Source organism: Patescibacteria group bacterium (assembly GCA_028716665.1).
Taxonomy (GTDB): Bacteria; Patescibacteriota; Patescibacteriia; order UBA2591; family JAQUPP01; genus JAQUPP01.
Genome location: JAQUPP010000001.1, coordinates 114,238 through 136,794 on the forward strand (window position 1 = coordinate 114,238; position 22,557 = coordinate 136,794).

Consider the following 22,557-nt stretch of genomic DNA (forward strand, 5'->3'; position numbering starts at 1 on the left):
TAATAATTTTATTTTAATCCTATTATATTAGGGTATAATCTATCTTTTTCAAGGAAAGTTATCCACATCTAGAATAATCTTAAACAACCCTTGATTTTTTGATTTTGATTGATAATAACCATATCATCTATCCCAAATTGTTTAATTTTCCAATATAAAACAGGAGAGAAATTTTTTCTTAAAATATCCGAAGAAAAATAGTTGGAAATATTTAAATCATTATTTATTTGAGAAGGGGTCTGATAATTAATGAGTATTTTTTCTAAAGAGGAAATATTATTTGAAATAAATGCGTATTTATTATCTTGAGCCAGGGCTATTTCTATTTTATCGTCTGAGAAATAAGATAATTTTAAATTATTAATTTGTTTTTCATTAAAATGAAAAATATTCGGGTCGGCCACCAATTCAATAAAAGAAGTTTTGTCCGGCAAAATCACTTTTTTTTCAACCGGATTCTTAAGGGCTAAATTTTCTTTAATCTTTTCTTCCAAGCTATCCATAGCCTTAATATTAGAGGAAATAACCGTGAAACTTAACTTGTCCGGCAATACTGATTCTTGTTTTATTTGATTTAAAGAAATTAAACTCGGGGAGAATTTTTGAATATCTGAAGAAAATAAATCCCAGCCGCCCCATAAAAGGGCATTGGTTTTAAAATCATCTTGGAGAGAAGAAATAATAAATTTTTTTCCTTGTTCCCAACTGAATTCCTGATCGTCTGAATTCAAAAAGGGTTTTAAAGAATTGCCAAAATCCAAAACCAAAGAATTTTGATACGGGATAAAATTAATTTTCAAAAATACGCCCTTGAAATTCTTTATTTTATCAATAGTTTCGCTGTTTAACCCCAAAATATCCGCTTTAAACAACGGGGAATCGGCAAATTCTCTTAAATTTAAATATCCCCTGCCCCAAACCAATTCTGGAGAAAAAGAAAAATCTTTAATTTGTTTTTTAAATCCTGATGAATTTAACTTAATATTGTTTAAAATTTCCGACTGACTGGCTATTGCCCAAATACGAGGAGTTAATTTTTTATAATAAAAAGTTTTAGAATCATTTCCGAGCATAACCAAAGGAAAATCAACAACCCTTGGCTTGGTTTTGAAAATAAAAACCAAAGAAGGATTTTGAGAAGAATTATTTTCAAAAAAAACAAAACAGCCTGCTTCGTCCAATAAAGAAATTGTTTCTCGGCGAAAATTGGCGCCAATAATGGCTAAATCCGATTGACTGGTCAAGAAAGAATTCATTGTTTTTCCCGGCCAATATTCTTTTAACCATTTATCACCCAAATAACCGCCTTGGTGAAATTTGTTTAAATCAAGATGTAAATAGAAAAGCGTATTGGAAGGCGCGTAGTTTACCAGATTATCCGTTTTATAATAGAAAAAAGAGAGTAAAATAATAAAACTGATCAGTATTAAAGCCGCCAGTATTAAAAGAATATATTTTTTATGAAAATTTTTAAACATTTTTAATTTTAAATCAGAAAAAACTTCTTATTTGTCCTTTATTTTAATCTTTAAAACAGAGATGTCAATCTAGCTATTATTCAATATTATGGGGGTTAGCCCCCTCACCAAACGCTGATGTATTTTACAAATACAAAATCTATATTGTTTATGTTTAAAATATTTTTCATTTATTATGTGAAAAAATTAAATATAATACTAAAGGCTAAGTGCTTATCAGTGTTCAGGTGAGGGGGTTGACTGATTTTTAAAGATGTTTATAATAATCCTATATGATTAGCGACACAACAAAATTAATTAAAAAAGAGTATCTTCAATCGGCCAAATTGCTTCCCAAGATGGGCGACTTGGTTGAGGGCCAAATTTTAGAAATTGGCCGAAATGAAATTTATTTAGACATCGATGGAATCACCACCGGTATTATCCGGGGGCCGGAACTTTTTGATGAATCCGGTGAATTTTCCAACTTAAAAGTTGGCGATACAACTTCGGCAACTGTTATTGATTTGGAGAATGAGAGAGGTTTAATGGAATTATCTTTCCGTTATGCCAGCCATAAAAAAGCATGGGATCAGTTAATAGAACTGATGGAGAAGGGCGAACCAATAAAAGTAAAAACCCTAGAAGCTAATAAGGGCGGTCTTCTTATCCGTTTTGGAAAAGTAGCGGGATTTTTACCTGTTTCTCACTTAAACAGTGAGCACTATCCTCGAGTTGATGGAGGAAATAAAATCAGAATTTTGGAAAAACTCAAAACATATATCGGACAAGAGTTTTCTGTCCGAATTATCAATGTTGATGAGGAAAATGAAAAATTTATTGTTTCGGAAAAAAATATTTCAACACCAACAGGAGAATCTATTTTGTTAAATTATAAGGTTGGCGATGTTGTTGAAGGAAAAATCAGCGGCATAGTTGATTTTGGCGCTTTTGTCACTTTTGATAAAAGTCAGGAAGGCTTGATTCATATTTCCGAATTGGCTTGGCAAAGAATAGATCATCCTAAAAATGTGATCAACGTTGGGGATAAAGTAAAAGCAAAAATTATCGGTATTACCGAAGACGGTAAAATTTCTTTGTCCACCCGAAGATTAATAGAAGATCCATGGGTCAAGGTGTCTGAAAAATATAAAGTGGGGCAAGAAGTTATGGGAACTGTTTTAAAAGTTAATCCTTTCGGTTTATTTGTGGAGTTGGACCCAGATATTCACGGATTGGCTCATATTTCTGAGCTTTCCGACCAACCGGTGACAGATATGTCTAAAATTGCTAAAATCGGCGATCAAATAAAATTCAGAGTTGTTTCGGTAGAACCTGAAAATCATCGTTTAGGACTTTCTTTGAGAAATAATAAAGAAGATAAGCCTCAAGATCAACCATCTGGCGACGAGAAATAAAGGGTATTAGATTCTCAGAGTAAACCCCGAAAGGGATTCTTGAGACATGGCAGGATGTTAAGCCCTTTTTTATCTGCTCCCGCTAACAGCGGGATCGGAAAAGTAATCCGCATTAGCGGACTATTTTTCCCTCGCTCGCTTGACAATAAACACTATGAAAAATTTATTAAAGAATTTTCTCATTTTTTTGATTATTTTTTTGGTAATTGCCGGAATTTTCAGTTTAACAAGCTCTGACAATAAAAAAACTCAAGAAATAAGCATAAGCCAGCTGGTTCAAGAAATTCAAGAAGACAAAGTAAAGGAAATTGTTGTTACTGACAATTCTTTGAATATTTTATTAGTTAATCAAGAAAAACAAACTACCTTAAAAGAAGACAATCAGCCTTTAGTGGAGCTTTTAACCAATTATGGAGTCAGTTCAGAAAAACTTTCCAAACTTTCCATCCAAATAAAAAATGCTTCCAATCGCAACGTCTTTTTAACCGTTGTTTTGCCTATTTTATTGCCCTTCCTGCTTTTGGTGGGCTTTTTTTATTATTTATCCAATCAAATGAAAGGATCAGGAATGCAAGCTTTTAAATTCGGAGAAAGCAAGGCCAGGCAAGTTAATCCAAAAGACAAAAGAACAAAAGTAACTTTTCAAAATGTAGCCGGTGTTCATGAAGCCAAAGAAGCTCTCCAAGATGTGGTAAAATTTTTAAAAAGTCCGAAAAATTTCATCAATATGGGAGCTAAAATTCCCAAAGGAGTGCTTTTAATCGGCATGCCGGGTACAGGAAAAACCCTTCTGGCAAGAGCCGTGGCCGGAGAAGCAAATGTTCCGTTTTTTCATATTTCCGGTTCTGAATTCGTGGAAATGTTTGTCGGCGTCGGAGCTTCGCGCGTCAGAGATCTTTTCAGAAGAGCGCAAAAAAATCTTCCTTGTATTATTTTTATTGATGAACTTGATGCCGTTGGTCGCATTAGAGGGTCAGGAGTTGGAGGATCTCATGACGAAAGAGAACAAACTTTAAACCAAATTCTTGTTGAACTTGATGGTTTTGAACCAAATAGCGGATTAGTGGTTATGGCCGCGACAAATCGACCGGATATTTTAGACCCTGCCTTATTAAGACCGGGCCGATTTGATAGAAAAGTTATTTTAGACATACCTGATATTAAAGATCGCGAATTTATTTTAAAAATTCATTCCGCTGGTAAACCATTAGCCTCAAATGTAAATCTGCATCAAATTGCTGAGAGAACGCCTGGTTTTTCCGGAGCGGATTTGGAAAATCTTTTAAACGAAGCGGCTATTTTAACTGTTAAAAATAATAAAAAGAAAGTCGGCCATGAAGAAATTTTAGAAAGCATAGATAAGGTTTTATTGGGGCCTGAAAGAAAAAGCCATATCCTCTCAGATAAAGAAAAAAATATTGTCGCTTTCCATGAAGCCGGACACGCTATCGTCAGTTGGAATTTGCCAAGTTGCGATCCGGTGCATAAAGTATCCATTATCTCCCGCGGACAAGCCGCCGGTTATACTTTGCGCATGCCGGAAGAAGAAAAATATCTTCGTTCCAAGCCTGAATTTTTGGATAATATCGCCGTTTATCTTGGCGGTTATATAAGCGAAAAACTTACATTTAAAGAGGTGACCACGGGTGCTTCCAATGATTTACGACAAGTAACACATTTAAGCCGCAAGTTGGTGACCGAATTTGGCATGAGTGATATTTTGGGTCCGCGCACTTTTGGCGAGAAAGAAGAACTGATTTTCTTGGGTCGCGAAATTTCCGAAAGAAGAGATTATTCTGAAAAAATCGCTCAAACTATAGACGAGGAGGTTTCTAAAATCATTAATCTTTGCTATAATAGAGCCGAAGAGATTCTTGAAAAAAATAAAGAAAAACTGGAAGAAGTGGCCAAAATTCTGCTTAAAAAAGAAACGATTGAGAAAGATGAATTTGCCAAAATCATGAAAAATTAATTTTATGCCAGGTAGTGGACTTTGACTTGTCCTTCGCAACTAAAAAGTTTTACCTGGTAATACCTATATCGCGTATTTAATCTATTTGGAATCTTTAATTTTGTTGATTTTTGGTCGGACAAAAAATTCATAAGACAAATAAAGGTTTTCAAAAATAAAAATTTAATTAATAATTCACAACCTTGATGATTGGACAAAAATTGTCAAAGTTCTACTACCTGGTATGGAAGTTAAAGCGTTAAAACAAACCCTAAAAACTATCTGGGACAGACCAATTTTATGGTTATTGGGTTTTTTGGGCATCCCTTTCGCGGTCAATGAAATTAGTTTGGTTATTGTTAATATTGAAAAAATAGACAATTGGATAAATAATTTAATCACCTTTAAAGTAATTCGTACTCAATTCGGACAAATTTTTTCTTCTTTCAATTCTCAATCGCCGGCTGGCATAAAAGGCATCTGTTTATTTATTATTATAATTATCCTTACTTTATTGTTTTTTTACATATCTTTTCTCGTTTATATCTCTTTTCTGTTTATTGTTCGACAGTTAAGAAATAAAGAAAATTTAATTATCCCTGAAATTTTACAAAAAAGCAAAAAATATATTATTCCGGTTGTCGGTCTTAATCTTATTTCTTTTTTCATTATTTACGGATTCTTAAGCTTGGTCGGATTAACGCCGCTTTATAAAATTCAAATCCCTATTTTTGTCTACATTATATTTTTTATTCTGATTGAGGTGTTTATTTCTTTTGTTTCCCGTTACATTGTCTGTTTTTTGGTTTTAGAACAAGAAAAATTTTATTCGGCTATTAAAAAGGGCGTTGTTTTCTTTATAAAAAATTGGTTTATCACCATTAAAACCTCTTTAATTCTCTTTTTAATCACTGTTTTATTCGGATTAATAATCTTATTGATATCTATTGGTGTTTCTTGGCCTTGTTTCTTCTTGTTTTATATATTTTTACAATTCAATTTAACTATTGGATTTTGGTTGGTTTTCTTGTTTTGGATTTTTATTTTATCAATAATATTAATATTCTTCATTTCAATTCTTTCCGCCTTTCAATTTCTAATTTGGAATAATTTATTCCTTCAAATATCTCACCCGGAAGAAAGATTGTAAACTGTGAAAAAGAAGGGGAAAAATGAAGAAACAAAATGTTAATAAGATGTGATTATTTCCTGTGTTTTTCTTAAACCCTGACTTATCCATTTCTTTTCCCATTTTTATCTACTGTTTTTATACAAATATTGTTTATTAAAAAGTAAGTCTCTATTGATTTTTAAGGTTTTCCCACTTTTCAACATAGCTTACTACTGTTATTATATATTTATAAATTAAAAAATAATTCATAATACTAATCATCATATGAAATTCTCCTGTTTACAAGAAAATTTATCTCAAGGTCTTAATACGGTAAGTCATTTAGCAGGGATAAATAAATCGGGATTGCCTATTTTAAATAATATTTTAATTTCAACTGAAAAAGGAGGATTAAAATTAAGCAGTACAAACCTTGAAATAGCCATAGAAACTATAATTAGAGCTAAAATAGAAGAAGAAGGCACATTTACTGTTCCCTCTCAAATATTTAATAACTATATAAATTTATTACCCCTGGGAGAAGTTTTAAACTTGGAAATTAAAGATAATGAATTGATTATTGAAGCTAAAAATCAAACAGCAAAAATTAAAGGATCTTCGTCAGAAGAATTTCCGATTATCCCCCAAATAGAGAAAAAAGAAAAAATTATTGTAGAAAGTAAGGTTTTAAAAGATGCTTTGGAAAAAATTATTTTTACCATCTCACCAAATGAAACAAGAATGGAAATAAGTGGTGTTTTATTCACTTTGAATTATCCTAAAGATAAAAATTTAACCATTGTCGGAACAGACAGTTATCGATTGGCGGAAAAATCAATTGTTCTAAAAGAATTGTCTATTAAAGAAATAAAAAATATTATTATTCCGGCCAAAACCCTACAAGAATTGTTAAAAATTATTAAAAACGAAGATAATGTGGAAATTTATTTATTGGAAAATCAAATCTTGTTTATTTATCAGAATACCGAATTGATTTCTCGCCTGATTAGCGGTATTTATCCGGACTATAAACAAATTATCCCTCAAAATTTTAAAACCAAAACCATTATTAATAAAGATGATTTTCTAAAAACAGTTAAAGCCGCCAGTTTCTTTACAAAAAGCGGCATTAATGATATTTTTCTAAAATTAGTTGCCAAAAAAAATCAAATTCAGATTTCTTCTTTAAATAATCAAGTTGGAGAAAATAAGGCTGTTTTAGAAGGGGAAATTTCAGGAGAAGACAATGAAATTGTTTTTAATTATCGTTATCTGCTTGATGGTTTGATTAACTTGGGCGGTGAAGAAGTGAATATAGAAGTGACAAATGATAATACTGCCGCCGTTATTAGATCTGTTTCTGATGAATCTTATTTATATTTAATCATGCCGATTAAAAATAAATAAGACATAAAAATATTTTAAAGGTCGTTTATTCTCACTATTCGTTTTAAAAACGAAAAATTAAATAAATCTTTAAAAAAATTATGAATAAAGCTGAATTAATCGAAGTCGTAACCAATAAAGCTAAAAATTGTTCTAAAGCTGAAACAGCTAGAATGATTGATACTTTTATTGATAGCATTATCGCCGCTTTAAAAAAGGGAGATAAGGTGGCTATCGCCGGTTTTGGAACCTTCTCTGTTAAATTGAGAAAAGCAAGAGCTGGTATTAATCCAAAAACTCAAGTTAAAATTCAAATTCCTTCAATGAAAGTTCCTAAATTTAAGGCTGGTAAAGAATTCAAAACTTCTGTAAGATAAATTTGAAATTTTTTTTAAAAGAGTCTGTTATATTAAAAATAACAGACTCTTTTATTTTATAGGGGTTGACAAAAAACAATTAATGTGCTAATATATAAGCATATTAATAGAGTATAAATTTAAGCAAGGAGGATGGGATGGCATCAAAAAAAGAAAGTGCGCAAAGTTTTAAGTCAGTAGTCAAAGATCCTATAACCCATGAAGTTATAGGCAAAATCGTGGAAAAAAATGGGGAAACCAGTTTTTATCCGGTCTAACTTAAAAAGGAGGGAAAAATGACTCCTTTCAAAAAAAGGAGGTGATCTATATCTAGGAGGAGATACCTAAAGTATCTCCTCTTTTATTTTTTTTAAATCGTGCTATAATTAAATCAGATCTTTTTATTAATTAGCAGATAAAAAAAGGAGGCTTTATGAATACCATCTTAACCCTATTGGGTTTTACGGGATTGGTCAGTACAATTTGGAATATTTTGGCTTATTTTGGAATGGCAATGATTATTATCGGAGTGGTTTCGGCAAAATTCCGAAATCATTTTTTCGTCTGGGGGGCGATAATTCTATGCCTTTATGCCTGGTTTTTCCTTCACAATTCTTTATTGGTTGGTCTAGAGTTTGTGGTTGCTATTTCAGGCGCCTTAAATCTATTTGGCGTTAAAAGAGGCAATCTTTTTATAGTCGGTCTTACTACGGTAATCGTCTATACTATTTTACTTCTTACTCACTCAATCAACGGTATCTGGTACTGGGTAGGTTCTTTCGGTCTTTTGGGATGCGGTTTAGGGCTAACGCAAATGCCAAAGAAAATAGGGTTTGTTATAATGGCTATCGGAGGATTTCTAATTATTGTTTACAGTGGATTTCTTTCAATTTGGATTTGGTTTGTTTTAAATATTATTTTCTTTATCGCCAGTCTGATTGAGATAAAGAAATTTAAAACAGTTAAAGCTTGATAAATTAAAAAAAAGAGGCGTAAAATACGCCTCTTTTTTCTTAGTATAAAATTCAGAATTTAAAATATTTTTCCCAATATTCGTAAAGTTTTTTTGTCGCTCTTAAATCACCGACATTATATTTGGCAATATCCAAGAATTTTTTTTCTTTAAATAAAGCGCTCACGTCATCGCCGGTTATTCCATTGGCCTTGGGGCTTTCAATATTGAAAGCGCGGCTCCAAAGATGTAATCCTCCTTTTCTTTGCCAAACAGCGCCATAAAAAGAGAGCTGGTCAAACAAGTCTATGTGTTTAGAATCATATTTTTGACTTCCAAGATATCGATTAGACATTAAATCTTTACTTGGTAGAACATTATTAATTGCTGATCTGACCATCAAAAATGGCACGTCAAAACTTCGGCCGTTGAAACTGATGAATTCTTGATAATTTTTCGCGCCGTTCCAAAAATTTTCCAGCATTTCTTTTTCGGTCATTGGTTTGAATTTAATGCCATTTTCTTCTGTTTCTTTAAGATTGGCATTTGGAGCTTGGAAACAAACCGCTCCTTTATCTTTCTCACAATCTAAAACGCCGATTGCGACAATCTCGCCGGTTAAAGGCGAAAATCCGAGCCCTTGCTTTAAATCTTGCAGGGATTTTTCATATTCGTCATTATCTTTAGATTCTTTTTTAATTGATTTAATAAGAATTTCTTGAGTCGCCGCATCCATTTCGTCAAAGTTTTCTCCGATAGTTTCAATATCAAAAACTAATTTAGACATAACTTAAAGATATTTAAATTAATAATATATACCCTCTGAAAGAATCAAACCTTTGTCAATTGCTTAAGAGTCCGCCAGCTGGCGGATTTACCATCCCGACGTAGAAGTCGGGACTCCGATCCTAAGCGTCGGAGTTAAACTAAAGTATAAAATACCCCCAATAGGGATCGAACCTATATCAATTGCTTAAGAGGCAACTGCTCTACCATTGAGCTATGGGGGCACAAAACAAATTATAAATTACTAAGGACTAGTCACTAAAAAATATAAAATTTTTATCCATCCCGACGTAGAAGTCGGGACTCCGACCCTAAGCGTCGGAGTTAAGCTAAGGGGGCAATTTTTATGATAGAAATAGATGATTAATCTTAGTTTATTTTACCATGTTTTTGAAAAAATAAAAGCCCCTGCCGGAGATTTTGTATTATTAATAAGCTTTATTAGGGGCTTGACATTTTCTAAAAATATGATAAATTATTTATAGATCATTAAAAAAGGGTATATTATAAAAAGGAGGTAATCATGCCTTGTAATATCGGATTTAAGAGTTATTCTCGAGTAAAGATTCCTGTCCCTCAGCCGCAGAATTTCAAGAGTAAAATCGAGACGCCAAAAATTGATGCAGAACTTTTGGCCAAGATAGGAGAAGGTGATTTTGAATTTATTGAATGGTTACAAGAGTTAGATATCGTTCCGTTGCTAAAAGAGGCCTTAAAAAGAGCATTGCTAAAGATTGATAAATCTGATTTAGTAAGTTTCTCAATTAAAAGTAATGGTTATTTAGAGGCAAACGCAAGTTATAATGGATCTATCCAGAAAAAAAAGATAGAGACAATAACAAACTTGGTTTTTAGCAAATTTCAACTTCATATTTTAAGTATTATTCTAGAACTTCTCGACTACGAGATCTCAATCTCTGATAAAGGCCGAGATTCTTTTGTTTTAGAGGGAGAAAAGAAGGAAGAAAAAAGTGTGCATAAATATGTTAAAATCACCAAAACTTCCGAGGGTGAGGCAAATTTATGTTTTGAACACTTTGAATCTCTTGAGTCTTTGGCTCAAGAAAGAGAAAAACTTCTCGCTCTGTCTCAAAAATTCGGGATAAAACTTATTTTCTCGGAAACTAAAGAAAGAGGTCAGCCTATTCCGGAAGGAACAGTTCACCAACATTTTTTGGAAGAAAAACAAGAAAAGAATTAATATCTGTTTGAAAAGGAGGAAAGAATATGAATAATTCATCAGACAAGAAAGAGCCCGGCAGTCGTTTACCTGACTGGTTTAACGATCTTGCCACTCGGTATAATGCGGGAATTGCCCATCAGTTTATACTTCACGGGAATATCTCCGATCTGGTTACAAATTTTGACATGGATGACGAATCAGACAAACCCTATATTTCGTTTCGCCAATTTCTTGAGAAGGTTTTTGACGAGCGTCCAATGGTTATTTTTTATAACATTGCGTCTGGCATCAGTTTTTTAAATAAACAGATGGAAGCGCAATTTCGAGAAATAACAGGGTCGGATGTTGATATGGCAGATAGTAACAATCCTGTCGCTGCTGCGAAAAATGCCCTCTCAAAAAAACGCGGAATTCCTCGAGAACCGGAAGCCTGTCTTCCTCTTATTGAGAAAGCTTTGACAAATCTAGAAGATGTTGCCGTGGTGATAAGCTACGCTCATATGTTAGCCCCGTCTTCTAGTGGCACATCATTGGCGTCAAATGACAGAACCAATACGGTAAGATTGGTAAATTGGGCGCAAAGTGAGGAAATAAAAGAAAAAGGAAGTATTATTCTGCTTTTAACCAACCAAATAGCGAATGTTTCTTCTCAATTAAAAGAAAGCAGCAGCTCAGTCCAAACGATTTTTATTCCTCGGGCCTCTCAAAAAGAAAGAAAGGATTTTCTACGTTCAATTACTGAGGGTAATAAAGAATATCAGGAGATTCAAAAAACTTTAGAAAAATTCCGGTCGAAAAAAGGGTTGAAAGTTAAAGAGGAAATTCAAAAATACCAGGAAAAATTAGAAACTTTTTCAAATATTTTTCCTGTGCCTAAAAATTTCAATTTGGAAATTTTTTCTCTGGCCACTCAAGGTATGAGTTACCGACAGATTTTTGAAATTTTCCTTCGCAGTAAAGAAGAAAAAAAGGAAATAAGTTTAGAATATGTAAAAGGAAAGAAAAAGGAAATTCTTAATTCCGAATACGGTGACGTGATGGAAATTTGCGAGCCTAAAAAAGGCTTAGAAGATATTGGCGGACTTGAACATATCAAGACCTATCTTAAAAGCGTTTTAAGGGCTATTGAAAAAGGCGAGGACCGTTTAGTCCCAATGGGAATCACTTTAATGGGACCTCCCGGAACAGGCAAAACGGCAATTGTGGAATCTCTGGCTAAAGAAGCAGGATTCAATTTCGTTAAAATAAAAAACCTGAGATCAATGTGGGTTGGAGAATCAGAAACTCGCGGGGAAAAATTGACATACGGGCTTCGTTCTCTGGCACCAGTGGTAGTAAATAATGATGAAGCTGATTTGGCTGAAGCTAGTCGAGATTCATCAAAAGGAGACTCAGGAGTTTCTGAACGTTTAATGAAAATGTGGATGGAGCTTCTTTCAGATCCGAAGATTCGAGGGAAGATTATTATTATATCTTGCACCAACAGACCGGATCGGATTGATGCAGCCTTAAAACGAAGTGGCCGAAGCGATGATAGAATTTTGATACCAATGCCGTCGAAACCGGAACGCTCAGCTATCTTCCAAGTGATGTTTAAGAGGCATAAAATACCCACTATAATTTCTGATTTTTCCAAATTTGCGGAACTTACCGAAGGTTCATCCGGAGCAGATATTGAAAAAATATCTCTCAATGCTTACAGATTCGCTTCGGTTCAAAGTAAAAAAGGAGTTGATGAAATTGCGTTAGAAGAGGCAATTAAAGATTTTATTCCAAGCGCCAGTCAAATAGAAATTGACACAATGACTTTAATGGCTATATTGGAATCTTCATCGCGCCGTTTACTTCCGCTAAATGTAAAGGAAATTATTGCCAAGATTAAAGCTAGAAATCTTGTCGAGAACTTGGATGCGATTTTGTCTCAGATTAAAGAGAGAAATATTATAGGTGTTGATTAGAAATAATTAAAAACCTTGTGCCATTCGGCAAGATATTTCTTTTGTCTATCTTAAAAAAAGTTGTAATAAAACTGCAATCCCAATAAGGGTTGCAAAGGGGGTAAACATGGGAGGAGGAGGAACTTATTACGATAGAGATGTGACGCCTAAAACGAGCAGAACTTCAAGAGGTTCTTCAACTGTTGCGGAAGAGAAGATGAGAAACAGCAATGTTGATAAAACGCTTTTGACTGTAAATCGGGAAATTGTATGTCCGAATAAGAGCCCGATTGTTTACGCGTTTGATGTAACGGGTTCGATGGGGAATTTGCCAAAAATCATTTATGATAAGATGCCGATGATAGCAGGGCAAATTGTCGAACAGAATTATCTTCAAGACCCGGTAATCAGTCTTGCGGCGGTCGGAGACAGAGAATGCGATGATGCTCCGATTCAAGTGTGTGATTTTTCTCTTATTCGCAATTTGGATAGCTGGTTGCAGAAAATATGGTTAGAAGGCGGAGGAGGCGGTCAATCTAAAGAGTCGTATGAATTCACCGCTTATTTCTATGCCCGGAGATTTAAAATGCCTAATGCCGTAACCCCAATTTTCTTGTTTACCGGTGACGAGGGTTTTCGTGAGAATTTAACATCTGCCGATCTGGGGAAACATTTTGGAGGAAAGCACGAAAGCGTCAGCAGTAAGTTGATTTTTGAAGAGCTGAAAAAGAAGTTTATGGGCAATGTTTTTCTCATCCATCGTTACTATGAGGGAGGAAACGACAAAGGGATCGTTAACCAATGGGAAGGTGTCTTAGGCGAAGAGAAAGTGATAAAACTTGAAAGTGATTTGGCTATAGCGGATTTAACCTTAGGGATATTTGCTCTTGTCACAGGTAAATGCACTCTTGAGAAATATCTTCAAGAGATGGAAAATAGAGGGCAAGACAAAAAAAGGATTGCAGAGATTGAAAAATCTTTAAAAAAATTCGCCGCTACGGTTAAATCGAATGTCCGGTCAACTTCTAAAATAATTAAAGTTGAGCCGTCGTCAGCAAAGCCGCAATCAGTAAAAGCAAAGCCGCAAAAAGTCGGAAGACTATAAATAAAAAAAGCCCGTCGCAAGAAATTAAAAACTTTCGGCGGGCCGTTTTACTCTCAAAGTTTTGAGATCTATTTTTACAGAAATTATTTTATTTCTTTAAAAATAGGTTCCGAAATAAAATTTTTAGAATCTATTATCGTACTTTAAAAAGGAGGTAGAAATGAATAAAGGTAGAATAAGGATTATAGGGACTCTCCCGCCTTATGTGGACCATCGAGGAGCTATAATAGGCCATCCTCTTATTAGCGGTCTAAGATTCAATACTATTATGCCGATCGCCGAAGACAAAAACAGTCTTCTTTTAAGATTAGTCAGAGAGGCTAAAGGAAAAAAAATCTGGCTGGATCTTAAAACCAGGCAACTTAGAATCACAAAATTTTCTTATTTGCCGTACTCATTTGTTGAGTTGAGCCGGAAGATAAAAGTTAATTTGCCGGCAGAGATATATTTTAAGGATTGTGTTTCCAAAGTAGTTGAAATAATAGATGGAAACAAGTTGATTCTTGGTAAAAGGCCTGTGAGAGTCGTTGGCGCCGGAGAACCGGTAAATATTCTTGACCCCTCTCTGGAAGTGGAAGGATTTTTTACTAAGAGTGATCTTGAATATATTGAGGCGGCAAAAGCTTTTGATATTCATAATTATATGCTTTCATTCACGGAACAAGAGAAAGATATTCTTGAGATATTAAAAGCTGACCCCAAAGCCCGAATAATTGCCAAAATTGAATCTTTAAGAGGGTTAAGTTTTGTCAGAGAAGTATATCCTAAATATCGAAGACAAGTTCGATTAATGGCGGCTCGTGATGATCTCTATATTAATATAGGTAGAGAAAAGACAAAGATATTTGATATACTCGCAGAAATTATCAGAGCAGACTCAAGGGCAATAGTCGCTTCGAGAATCTTGACGTCTTTAGAGGAAAAAGAAGTGGTGGAAATGGCAGATATTTCCGATTTAAGGTTGATGTTTTTAATGGGTTATAGGTATTTTTTGTTGAGCGACATGATTTGTTTTCATGAAGATTCTTTTAAGAAAGCTATGGAGATATTGAATTTTTTTGAAAGAGAGGTGGCTAATGAAAAAAAGTAAAGTTATTTGCGGTCTTGGATTTGGCGACGAAGGTAAGGGTTCTCTAATTGATTTTTTGGTAAGGCATTACAAAATACCCTTAGTGGTTAGGTACACAGGCGGTCCGCAAGCAGGGCACAATGTAGTCGAACCAAATGGTCGGTGGCATTGTTTTGCCCAATTCGGAGCAGGAACATTAGTCCCCGAGATCAAGACATTTCTTTCCAAACAGATGTTGGTTAAGTTGGAAAATCTGGATCAAGAAGCGCGGGTTTTAAAGAGTAAAGGAGTGGAGAAGGTGTTCGAAAGGTTAATAATTGATACAGATGCCACTATTATCACTCCGGCCCATAAAATGATATGCCAAATGATGGAAATAGGCCGAAAAGAACGCCGATTCGGTTCTTGTGGGGTAGGTGTTGGACAAGCCTTATATGATAGAGAAAAGGGTCTAGGAATAGTGATGGGAGATGTCTTAGATGAAAATGCCTTAAGGGTAAAATTAGAACATCTAATTGGGATAAAACTCAAAGAGGCTGAAAAAATTTTCAAAAAATGTCCATCTCTGGAGATGAAGGAAATCTATGATTACTTTCTAGACAGAGTCAATCCTCGAATGCTTGCGCAATTTTATTCTCATTTTCTAAAAACAGCAAAAATCAATTTAGAAAAAGAGGATTATTTCTTTAGAACCATTAAACAAGAAATTGAGATGGTTTTTGAAGGAGCTCAAGGCGCACTTCTTGATTCAATTTATGGATTCAGTCCGTATATTACAAAAACCAGGGCGACGTTTCATAATGCAGAAAAAATTCTGAGACAAGTTTCAAAAATTGAAAAGATAGGAGTTGTTAGAGCATATCTTACCCGTCACGGACCAGGACCTTTTGTAACAGAAGATATTAATTTGGGGAAGAAGGTTAACGATTCATATAATCCGGAGAATAGATGGCAAGGAAAATTACGTTCAGGATGGTTTGATTTATTGGCTATTCGATATGGAGTTTTGATTAATGAGGGAGTTGATTGGATTGCTTTGACGAATTTAGACCAACTTTCAGGACTAAAGACAATAAGGGTCTGTACTTCTTATGACTACCATGGAGATTTGCGAATTCTTGAACCTTATTTCAAATGGGAATCTATTGGAAAGAGAAGAGCAAAAATTTTTGCCTTCAAAAAACCGGATATCAATTCAGTAAAAATCGGTGAATTGGCTCAAATTTTATTCCAATGCAAACCCTTGGAATATAAAGAATTTGCAGGGTGGAGAGAAGATCTAACCAATATAAGAACTTTTAAAAAACTTCCGAGTCAGGCGCAAGAATACATTAAATTCTTGCAAAACTCTGGAGGGTTAGGGGTTCCTATCAAAATTGTCTCGGTAAATCCTACTTGGGAGGGTAAGATTCTACTCGATTAAAATTAAAAAAGTCGTTCAGATTAAATCTGAACGACTTTTTAAAATATTATTCATATGCCTCCGACAGGAATCGAACCCGTATCCCTGGTTCCGAAGACCAGTGCTCTATCCTTTGAGCTACGGAGGCAGAATATAAAATGACCAATTGACCTAATTTCTAATTGACCTAATCAATAACTAACAACTAAACGCCCAATGTCTAAAATTTTTTGGGTCATTGAGTCATTGGGATTTATTTAGATCAATTAGATTAATTAGACTAATTAGTCATTAATTTATTCTTTCAATAATTCTTCCGGATAAGTTGCGTGGGCCAAGGCTGTGTCTAAAGTAATAACTTTTTCCCGATAAAGCTTTTTTAAGCCATCTTCCAGTGTGCACATTCCTTCTTTGCCGCCGGTTTGCATACAAGATTTTATTTGGGCGATTTTATTTTCTCTGATTAAATTGGCAACTGCCGGAGTGTTAATTAAAACTTCTCTGACCGCGACTCTGCCGCCGCCAATTTTTGGTAATAAATGTTGAGAGATAATGCCTCTTAAGGCCAAGGCAATTTGCAATTTTACTTGGTTTTGTTGATGAGGGGGGAAAACATCAATAATTCTATCAATGGTTTGAGGGGCGTTTGCAGTATGAAGAGTGGCTAAAATTAAATGTCCGGTTTCAGCCAAAGTAATAGCCAGCCCGATTGTTTCTAAATCTCTCATCTCTCCGACAAAAATTACATCAGGATTTTGTCTGACAATGTGTTTTAAGGCCGAATCAAAAGAGGTCATATCTTGTCCTAACTCTCGCTGAGCGATCAAACTTTTTTTGGAAGTAAAAACATATTCAATTGGATCTTCAAGGGTAATAATATGACAGGCTCGTTCATTATTAATTCTTTCAATCATTGCCGCCAAAGTGGTTGATTTTCCACAGCCTGTCGGCCCAGTCACTAAAACCAACCCGTCTTGAAGTTTAATTAATTCATGAGCTGCCGGAGGCAAGCCGATTTCTTCCATGCTTGGAATTATCGGTTGAATAACTCTGGCCGCCAAAGCCAAATGTCCTTTTTCCCAAAAAATATTAATTCTAAAACGGATATTATCTTTAATTTGATAAGAAAGATCTAAATTTTTCTTTTTTAAAAGTACTTCTTTTTGGGCCGGGGTCATAATCGGTTCGGCCAATTTTAAAATAGTTTCGTGGTCAAAAATAGGCCAATTTTGTATTGGCCTTAAAATTCCGTCAACGCGGAAAAATGCGGGCAAGCCGTTGGCTAAGTGAACATCTGATGCTTTTAGCGCAACTGCGCCTTCAAATATTTCATCAAGATTCATATTTTAGCTTTTTAGGAATTAGCTTATTAGCTTTTATAAATTCTCAAGTTAGTTTTTTTATACCCTGGATACGTATTCGCCTGTATCGGTGTTAATTTTAATAATATCGCCTTCTTTAATAAAAATAGGAACAGTAAGTTGAGCTCCAGTTTCTATGGTAACAATTTTACTGGGAGTAGTGGCTGAATCACCTTTAACTGCAGGCGGCGCTTCAATTACTCTTAAATCTATTTTTTTTGGAATTTTTATACTGATTGGTCTTTCATTAAAAAGCAATACCTCCACTTCCAATCCTTCTTTTAAAAAATTTTTTGCCGTACCCAATATTTTTTCGTTTAAAGCAAATTGTTCATAATCGTCATCATTCATAAAATAAAAATCTTTTCCGGATGGATAAAGAAAACTTGCTTTGGAAGTACTGGTGGAAGCCTCTTCAATTTTATCGCTTGATGAAAAAGTTTTTTCCAAAGCCTGCCCGGTAATGAGATTTTTAAGTTTTACGCGCACAGATGCTCTTCTATTGGCAACGTGAGTATGAAGAGAACTGACTATTGCGTAAGGCGCGTCATCAATTTCAAGAATGGTTCCAATATTTTTTAAATCATTTAAGGATAACATAATATTTTTTTAGCTTTTAACAAAAGGCAAAAGAGCCATAAATCTTGCTCTTTTAATGGCATGAGTTAATTTTCTTTGATGTTTGGCACAGACTCCTCTTTTGCGGCTTGGTAAAATTCTTTCATAAGTGGAAACAAATCGGCGCAAAAGTTCTATGTCTTTATAATCAATTTCATTAACGCTATTGATGCAAAAATAACAATGTTTTTGATTTTCCATAATTTAAATTCTAATTATTACAAATTTTAGAGCTTACAAATTATTACAAATATTCGTAAAAATTTGTATTTAATATTATTTAATTATTTGTAGCGATTCGCATTTAATTAAAACGGAATCTCCTCCACGTCTATTTCTTCTTCAGGGGTATTCCCTTCTTCGGGTAATGGTTTTTCTTCAGCTTCGCGCGGTTCATTATTTGAAGAAGCTCCTCCTCTTGCTTTGGCGCCAAATTGGACAGCCTGAGCGATAATTTCAGTGGTGGATTTTTTATTTCCTTGAGCATCTTGCCAAGAACGAGTGGTTAATCTGCCCTCAACATAAGCTTCTTGTCCTTTAACCAAATAACGGCTGCAGACTTCGGCTAATTTGCCCCAAACAACTACTCGATGAAAATCGGTTTGTTCTTTTTTTTCTCCTTGAGCGCTGGTCCAATTTCTTGAAGTAGCCAAACTGAAAGTCGCCACATTTTGGCCATTAGGAGTGGTTCGCGCTTCAGGGTCTCTGGTCAATCGTCCAATAATCAAAACTTTATTAAGATTCATAATTAAAAAATTATTAAATTAGATTAAAATAAATCGTCAATTTTTTGTTCTAAATCTTTTAAACTGGTTTTGACAGTTGTTTTTTCTTCTTCTTTGACTTCTTTAATTTCTTCTTCCTTTTTTTCCACAGAGTGTCTCGGTTTTCTAATTTTCATCGGTTTGGAATTAAGGGTTACAATCATGTGCCTTAAAATTTCAGGCATTAATCTGATTGTGTCGTTTATTCCTTTTATTTCTTTTGTTTCTATTTCAAAACGAAAAAGGTTGTAGAACCCGCGATAAACATGCTTAATCGGGTAAGCCAGTTTTTTGTTGCCAAGTTCTTCTTCTTTAAGAATCTTGCCGCCGGCCTTCTCAATCAACGACCTTATTTTTTTTGAAATTACCGGTACGTCTTGCTCCGTGTAAGGAGTGGGAATGATATAGAGAATTTCATACATAAGATTTGACATTAATGATTTAAACTATAATAATGTTATTATGACATATTTTCTTATATTAGGCAATAATCCAACTTTGTCAATAGCTGAAATCTTAAAGATACTCACAGGCCCTTTTGAGATTAAAAAAATATCAGAAGAAGTTTTAATTATAGATTTGCCGGGAAATAAAGAAATTGATTTTGCGTATTTGGAAAACCGGTTGGGCGGAACTGTTAAGATCGGCAAAATTTTACCAAATCAGGATTTAAAAAATTTGGCTGATTTGTTTTCTGAAAAATCCACTAAAGTCAGATTCGGATTCAGTGTTTATCGTCTGGATCATCAAGCTTCAATTTCTCAAATCGTAAATTTGATCAAAAATTTGGCTTTGAATTTGAAAAAAGACCTTAAAGAAAAAGGAATTTCTTCCCGCTGGGTCACTTCTCGCGAAGACGCTCTTTCTTCGGTTATTGTTCAAACAAACAAGCTTTTAGAAACCGGCGCGGAATTTGTATTTTTCGCCGAGAAAAACGGATTTTTATTCGGCAGAACCTTGGCTTGTCAGGATTTTAAAGAGTACGGCTTTCGCGATTTTGGCCGGCCGAATCGGTCAATGGAACAGGGAATTTTACCGCCAAAACTGGCCAAAATTATGATTAATCTGGCCGGCGAACTGGATAAAAAAGCTTTAATTTTAGACCCTTTTTGCGGCGCGGGCACGATTTTGCAAGAAGCAGCCCTAATGGGTTATAAAAATATTATTGGCGCTGATTTAAACCCCGAAGCGATTAAAGACACTAAGGGAAATTTAGAATGGCTTGCCGAAAACAACCAATTGCCAATGACCAATTACAAAATTTTTCAGGCCAATGTTAAAGAAATTTCTAAAAAAATAGACCCTCAATCAATTGATTTAATTGTTGCCGAGCCTTATTTGGGTCCGACCAAAATTTCCAGTTTAAAAGCTCAATTGCCGATTATAATGTCTAAATTATCTGATTTATATCTTGGCGCTTTTAAAGAATTTCAAAAAATTTTAAAACCAAACGGGCAAGTGGTGATGATTTTTCCGATTTATCAGGATTTAAAACAAAATAATGGAATTTTTTCCGAATTTATTTTGCCGGAAATTATCCGCCCAAGGCCGACCAGCCTCGGGCTGGAAAAAATAGGCTGGCAAATTATTAATCCCATTCCTGAAAATTTAAAAAATCATCCGATTATCAAATCAACCAAGCGGCAATCAATTATTTACGCCCGAGCCAATCAAGAAGTCTGGCGCGAAATTTTTATCTTCTCTCTCGGCAAAAATAGATAAAAATAAAAAGAGGGCAAGAATATCTTTCTTGCCCTCAAATAAATAATCACCTCTTTAAATCTTTCAATAGCTGCTTCCGATTTTCTTCTTCGATCTTTCTTTTTTTCTTTTCTTTAGCCTCTTCTTGTTCTTCTATTGTCTTCTCAGCTTTGAAATACACACTTGCTATTCTTTGTGCAAGACGTCCCTCGCTATTTGAAGTAAATTCAAATGCCTTTTTCTTATCAATAATGCGTAAACAATAATACGTCCAACTTACTGATTCATATAAGGCGGTGGTGCTGCCAGATTCTTGCGTAATAATAATTTTTTTTCTTTTGTAAACTGTTGAATAAGAAAAATAATCATTCCTTTCTTTTCTCCATACAACCCCAGCCTTTTTTAAAAGATCGAGTGTTTTTTCTACATCAGAAGATCTTAATTCAATTGCTTCTGCCATTTTAGGCCTCCTTTTTATAAGGTTTAGATTTAATCCTTTCTTTCTAAAAATCATATCAAATCCGTCTGATAGTTTAGGTGGGTCTTCCTCCAGCGCTCGATAATGAGTTTTGATAGTATCAGTAGTCACAGGGAATGCGGGACCCCTACCTTGTTTTAATCGTTGGTAATGTCTGCGAATACAAGTATTAAGCGGTGGTTTCATCCAGATACAAATTATTTTTTTTGCGCCAGCTTTTCTGCTAATTTCGATAATTTTTTTGCGCATATTAACAAAAGCATTTGGCATATCCACTATCACGTTTTGTTTTTCAGATAACAACTTCTTTAATTTTTTCTTAATGATTTCAAATATTTCCATCTCGGATTTATCTCTATATTGTCTTTTAATTTCATCAGCATCAAGAATTTCCAATTTAGATTTTTTCGCCAAATTCTTAGCAAAGGTAGTTTTCCCGGAAGCCGGCACTCCAACCATTATATAACAGTTCGACATCTTTTACCTCCTTTTTACAAAACGAATAAGAATGTTTTTTACTCCCTAAAATAGCTATAGTTTCAGTTTTTTTAACAATTCCTCTCGAGCATTGTTTTCTGTTTTTTCGCGACCCCCTTCTTCAACTGCCCATTTTTCATTTTCTATTTTTACAATACTCTCCCTGATTTTTTTAACAATTAACGAGAGCTGATGGGAGATTTCGAATAATATTTTTTGTGCCCAAGAGTCTCCATAATAGTCCCCGGCAGACTTAAATTCATTTTTCCCATCAAGAACACAAAAATAATAATAGCTTATCGAGCTGGTGTCATATATACCACTTGTATCTTGGCAACCTTCTATAATAATAAATTCTATTCCATTATCAGTTGTTGAGAAATTATCTTTCCCATTTTCCCTCCATTTATCAGTCTCGAGTTTTGTTAATTTTTTCATGATTTCTCGTGTTTCTGAACTACCTAATTCAATTGGTTCTTTTACCATCTTTCCTCCTTTCTTGTAAAAGGCGAGAATATTTTTTCTCGCCCCCCTTTAAATAACTTATACTTCCAACTTTTTTATTAATTGCTCTTGAGCTCTTTTTTCTGCCCGTTCTTGTTGTCTTTTCTCTCTTCTAAGCTTTTTTTCTTCAACTATTTTTTGTTGATCATTTTTTTTCTTTAGTTCCTCTTTAGCCCTATGAAAGAGAGACGCAATTCTCTGCCCCCTACTTTTTCTGCTATAAAAAATCTACCTTCTCCGTCAAGAATCATTAAGGTATATTCTACTACCCATTTTTGACCACTACCGCTGTCATAATCTGCATAGTAGCTAGAAATATCTTTAATAGTGATTTCCATCTTCCCGCTAATCGTTAATACAAGAGAGTCTTTGTCTATTCTTTCTATTTTATTGAACTTATCAATCCCAATTTTTTCTAACTTCTCCAAAATTTCTTTTATTTTTATATCACTTAATTTGATCGGTTCTTTTGCCATTTTCTCCTCCTTTTTAAAGAACAATTTCATTTAATTGTCTTATATTATCACTATAGCACAAATTT

At 34.3% G+C, this 22,557-nt stretch carries 22 protein-coding genes and 2 tRNA genes; 12 read left to right on the forward strand and 12 right to left on the reverse strand.

Annotated elements, in window-relative coordinates; translation table 11 throughout:
• Positions 1-68: 68 nt before the first annotated feature.
• Positions 69-1,478 (reverse strand): hypothetical protein, encoded by a 1,410-nt coding sequence (locus PHF10_00615; protein ID MDD5534242.1) that lies wholly within the window; start codon positions 1,476-1,478, stop codon positions 69-71.
• Between the two features lie 272 nt (positions 1,479-1,750).
• Between PHF10_00615 and PHF10_00620 the strand changes: the two genes are divergently transcribed.
• The 6 genes from PHF10_00620 to PHF10_00645 all read left to right on the forward strand — a co-directional run bounded on the left by PHF10_00620 (position 1,751) and on the right by PHF10_00645 (position 8,652).
• On the forward strand, positions 1,751-2,875 hold the full coding sequence (locus PHF10_00620) for a S1 RNA-binding domain-containing protein (GenBank protein MDD5534243.1): 1,125 nt from the start codon (positions 1,751-1,753) through the stop codon (positions 2,873-2,875).
• A 154-nt stretch (positions 2,876-3,029) separates the two neighbouring features.
• The gene (gene ftsH, locus PHF10_00625; GenBank protein MDD5534244.1) at positions 3,030-4,847 is read left to right on the forward strand and encodes an ATP-dependent zinc metalloprotease FtsH; all 1,818 of its coding nucleotides are present in this window, start codon (positions 3,030-3,032) and stop codon (positions 4,845-4,847) included.
• A 223-nt stretch (positions 4,848-5,070) separates the two neighbouring features.
• Positions 5,071-5,976, forward strand: a complete 906-nt coding sequence (locus PHF10_00630) for a hypothetical protein (protein ID MDD5534245.1) — start codon at positions 5,071-5,073, stop codon at positions 5,974-5,976.
• Between the two features lie 246 nt (positions 5,977-6,222).
• Positions 6,223-7,344, forward strand: a complete 1,122-nt coding sequence (gene dnaN / locus PHF10_00635; protein ID MDD5534246.1) for a DNA polymerase III subunit beta — start codon at positions 6,223-6,225, stop codon at positions 7,342-7,344.
• Between the two features lie 80 nt (positions 7,345-7,424).
• Positions 7,425-7,700, forward strand: coding sequence for an HU family DNA-binding protein (locus PHF10_00640; protein MDD5534247.1), 276 nt, complete (start codon positions 7,425-7,427; stop codon positions 7,698-7,700).
• Between the two features lie 412 nt (positions 7,701-8,112).
• Positions 8,113-8,652: a hypothetical protein gene (locus PHF10_00645; protein MDD5534248.1), complete on the forward strand. Its 540-nt coding sequence runs from the start codon at positions 8,113-8,115 to the stop codon at positions 8,650-8,652.
• A gap of 52 nt (positions 8,653-8,704) precedes the next feature.
• Here the strand turns inward: PHF10_00645 and PHF10_00650 are convergent, their stop codons facing one another.
• Both PHF10_00650 and PHF10_00655 read right to left on the reverse strand, forming a co-directional pair.
• On the reverse strand, positions 8,705-9,418 hold the full coding sequence (locus PHF10_00650; protein ID MDD5534249.1) for a ribonuclease H-like domain-containing protein: 714 nt from the start codon (positions 9,416-9,418) through the stop codon (positions 8,705-8,707).
• A 152-nt stretch (positions 9,419-9,570) separates the two neighbouring features.
• A tRNA-Lys gene (locus tag PHF10_00655) sits at positions 9,571-9,641 on the reverse strand.
• A gap of 299 nt (positions 9,642-9,940) precedes the next feature.
• Between PHF10_00655 and PHF10_00660 the strand changes: the two genes are divergently transcribed.
• The 5 genes from PHF10_00660 (at position 9,941) to PHF10_00680 (ending at position 16,134) form a co-directional block, all read left to right on the forward strand.
• Positions 9,941-10,618, forward strand: a complete 678-nt coding sequence (locus PHF10_00660) for a hypothetical protein (GenBank protein MDD5534250.1) — start codon at positions 9,941-9,943, stop codon at positions 10,616-10,618.
• Positions 10,619-10,644: 26 nt separating this feature from the next.
• Complete coding sequence (locus PHF10_00665) at positions 10,645-12,558, forward strand: ATP-binding protein (GenBank protein MDD5534251.1); 1,914 nt, start codon at positions 10,645-10,647, stop codon at positions 12,556-12,558.
• Positions 12,559-12,664: 106 nt separating this feature from the next.
• Positions 12,665-13,642 carry a hypothetical protein gene (locus PHF10_00670; protein MDD5534252.1) on the forward strand — a complete coding sequence of 326 codons (978 nt, stop codon included), beginning with the start codon at positions 12,665-12,667 and terminating at the stop codon, positions 13,640-13,642.
• Between the two features lie 160 nt (positions 13,643-13,802).
• Positions 13,803-14,732 (forward strand): pyruvate kinase, encoded by a 930-nt coding sequence (locus PHF10_00675; protein MDD5534253.1) that lies wholly within the window; start codon positions 13,803-13,805, stop codon positions 14,730-14,732.
• Complete coding sequence (locus PHF10_00680) at positions 14,719-16,134, forward strand: adenylosuccinate synthetase (GenBank protein ID MDD5534254.1); 1,416 nt, start codon at positions 14,719-14,721, stop codon at positions 16,132-16,134. Before PHF10_00675 ends, PHF10_00680 begins: the two co-directional genes overlap by 14 nt.
• Positions 16,135-16,189: 55 nt before the next feature.
• Here PHF10_00680 and PHF10_00685 read toward each other — a convergent pair.
• The 6 genes from PHF10_00685 to rpsF form a co-directional block, all read right to left on the reverse strand.
• Positions 16,190-16,261 (reverse strand) — tRNA-Arg (locus PHF10_00685).
• Between the two features lie 148 nt (positions 16,262-16,409).
• A complete protein-coding gene (locus tag PHF10_00690) occupies positions 16,410-17,456 on the reverse strand; it encodes a type IV pilus twitching motility protein PilT (GenBank protein MDD5534255.1) in 1,047 nt (348 codons plus the stop codon).
• A gap of 57 nt (positions 17,457-17,513) precedes the next feature.
• Entirely contained in the window at positions 17,514-18,074 is a 561-nt protein-coding gene (efp, locus tag PHF10_00695) for an elongation factor P (GenBank protein MDD5534256.1), read from the reverse strand.
• A 9-nt stretch (positions 18,075-18,083) separates the two neighbouring features.
• On the reverse strand, positions 18,084-18,293 hold the full coding sequence (gene rpsR, locus PHF10_00700; GenBank protein ID MDD5534257.1) for a 30S ribosomal protein S18: 210 nt from the start codon (positions 18,291-18,293) through the stop codon (positions 18,084-18,086).
• A 107-nt stretch (positions 18,294-18,400) separates the two neighbouring features.
• Positions 18,401-18,838: a single-stranded DNA-binding protein gene (locus PHF10_00705; GenBank protein MDD5534258.1), complete on the reverse strand. Its 438-nt coding sequence runs from the start codon at positions 18,836-18,838 to the stop codon at positions 18,401-18,403.
• A gap of 23 nt (positions 18,839-18,861) precedes the next feature.
• A complete protein-coding gene (gene rpsF, locus PHF10_00710) occupies positions 18,862-19,278 on the reverse strand; it encodes a 30S ribosomal protein S6 (GenBank protein ID MDD5534259.1) in 417 nt (138 codons plus the stop codon).
• Positions 19,279-19,318: 40 nt separating this feature from the next.
• On the opposite strand from rpsF, the gene PHF10_00715 reads away from it, so the two are divergent.
• The gene (locus tag PHF10_00715; GenBank protein MDD5534260.1) at positions 19,319-20,578 is read left to right on the forward strand and encodes a methyltransferase domain-containing protein; all 1,260 of its coding nucleotides are present in this window, start codon (positions 19,319-19,321) and stop codon (positions 20,576-20,578) included.
• Positions 20,579-20,624: 46 nt separating this feature from the next.
• On the opposite strand, the gene PHF10_00720 is transcribed toward PHF10_00715, so the two are convergent.
• The 3 genes from PHF10_00720 to PHF10_00730 all read right to left on the reverse strand — a co-directional run bounded on the left by PHF10_00720 (position 20,625) and on the right by PHF10_00730 (position 22,492).
• The gene (locus tag PHF10_00720) at positions 20,625-21,494 is read right to left on the reverse strand and encodes an ATP-binding protein (protein ID MDD5534261.1); all 870 of its coding nucleotides are present in this window, start codon (positions 21,492-21,494) and stop codon (positions 20,625-20,627) included.
• A gap of 72 nt (positions 21,495-21,566) precedes the next feature.
• Positions 21,567-21,998: a hypothetical protein gene (locus PHF10_00725; protein MDD5534262.1), complete on the reverse strand. Its 432-nt coding sequence runs from the start codon at positions 21,996-21,998 to the stop codon at positions 21,567-21,569.
• A 176-nt stretch (positions 21,999-22,174) separates the two neighbouring features.
• Complete coding sequence (locus PHF10_00730) at positions 22,175-22,492, reverse strand: hypothetical protein (protein ID MDD5534263.1); 318 nt, start codon at positions 22,490-22,492, stop codon at positions 22,175-22,177.
• Positions 22,493-22,557: the final 65 nt, after the last annotated feature.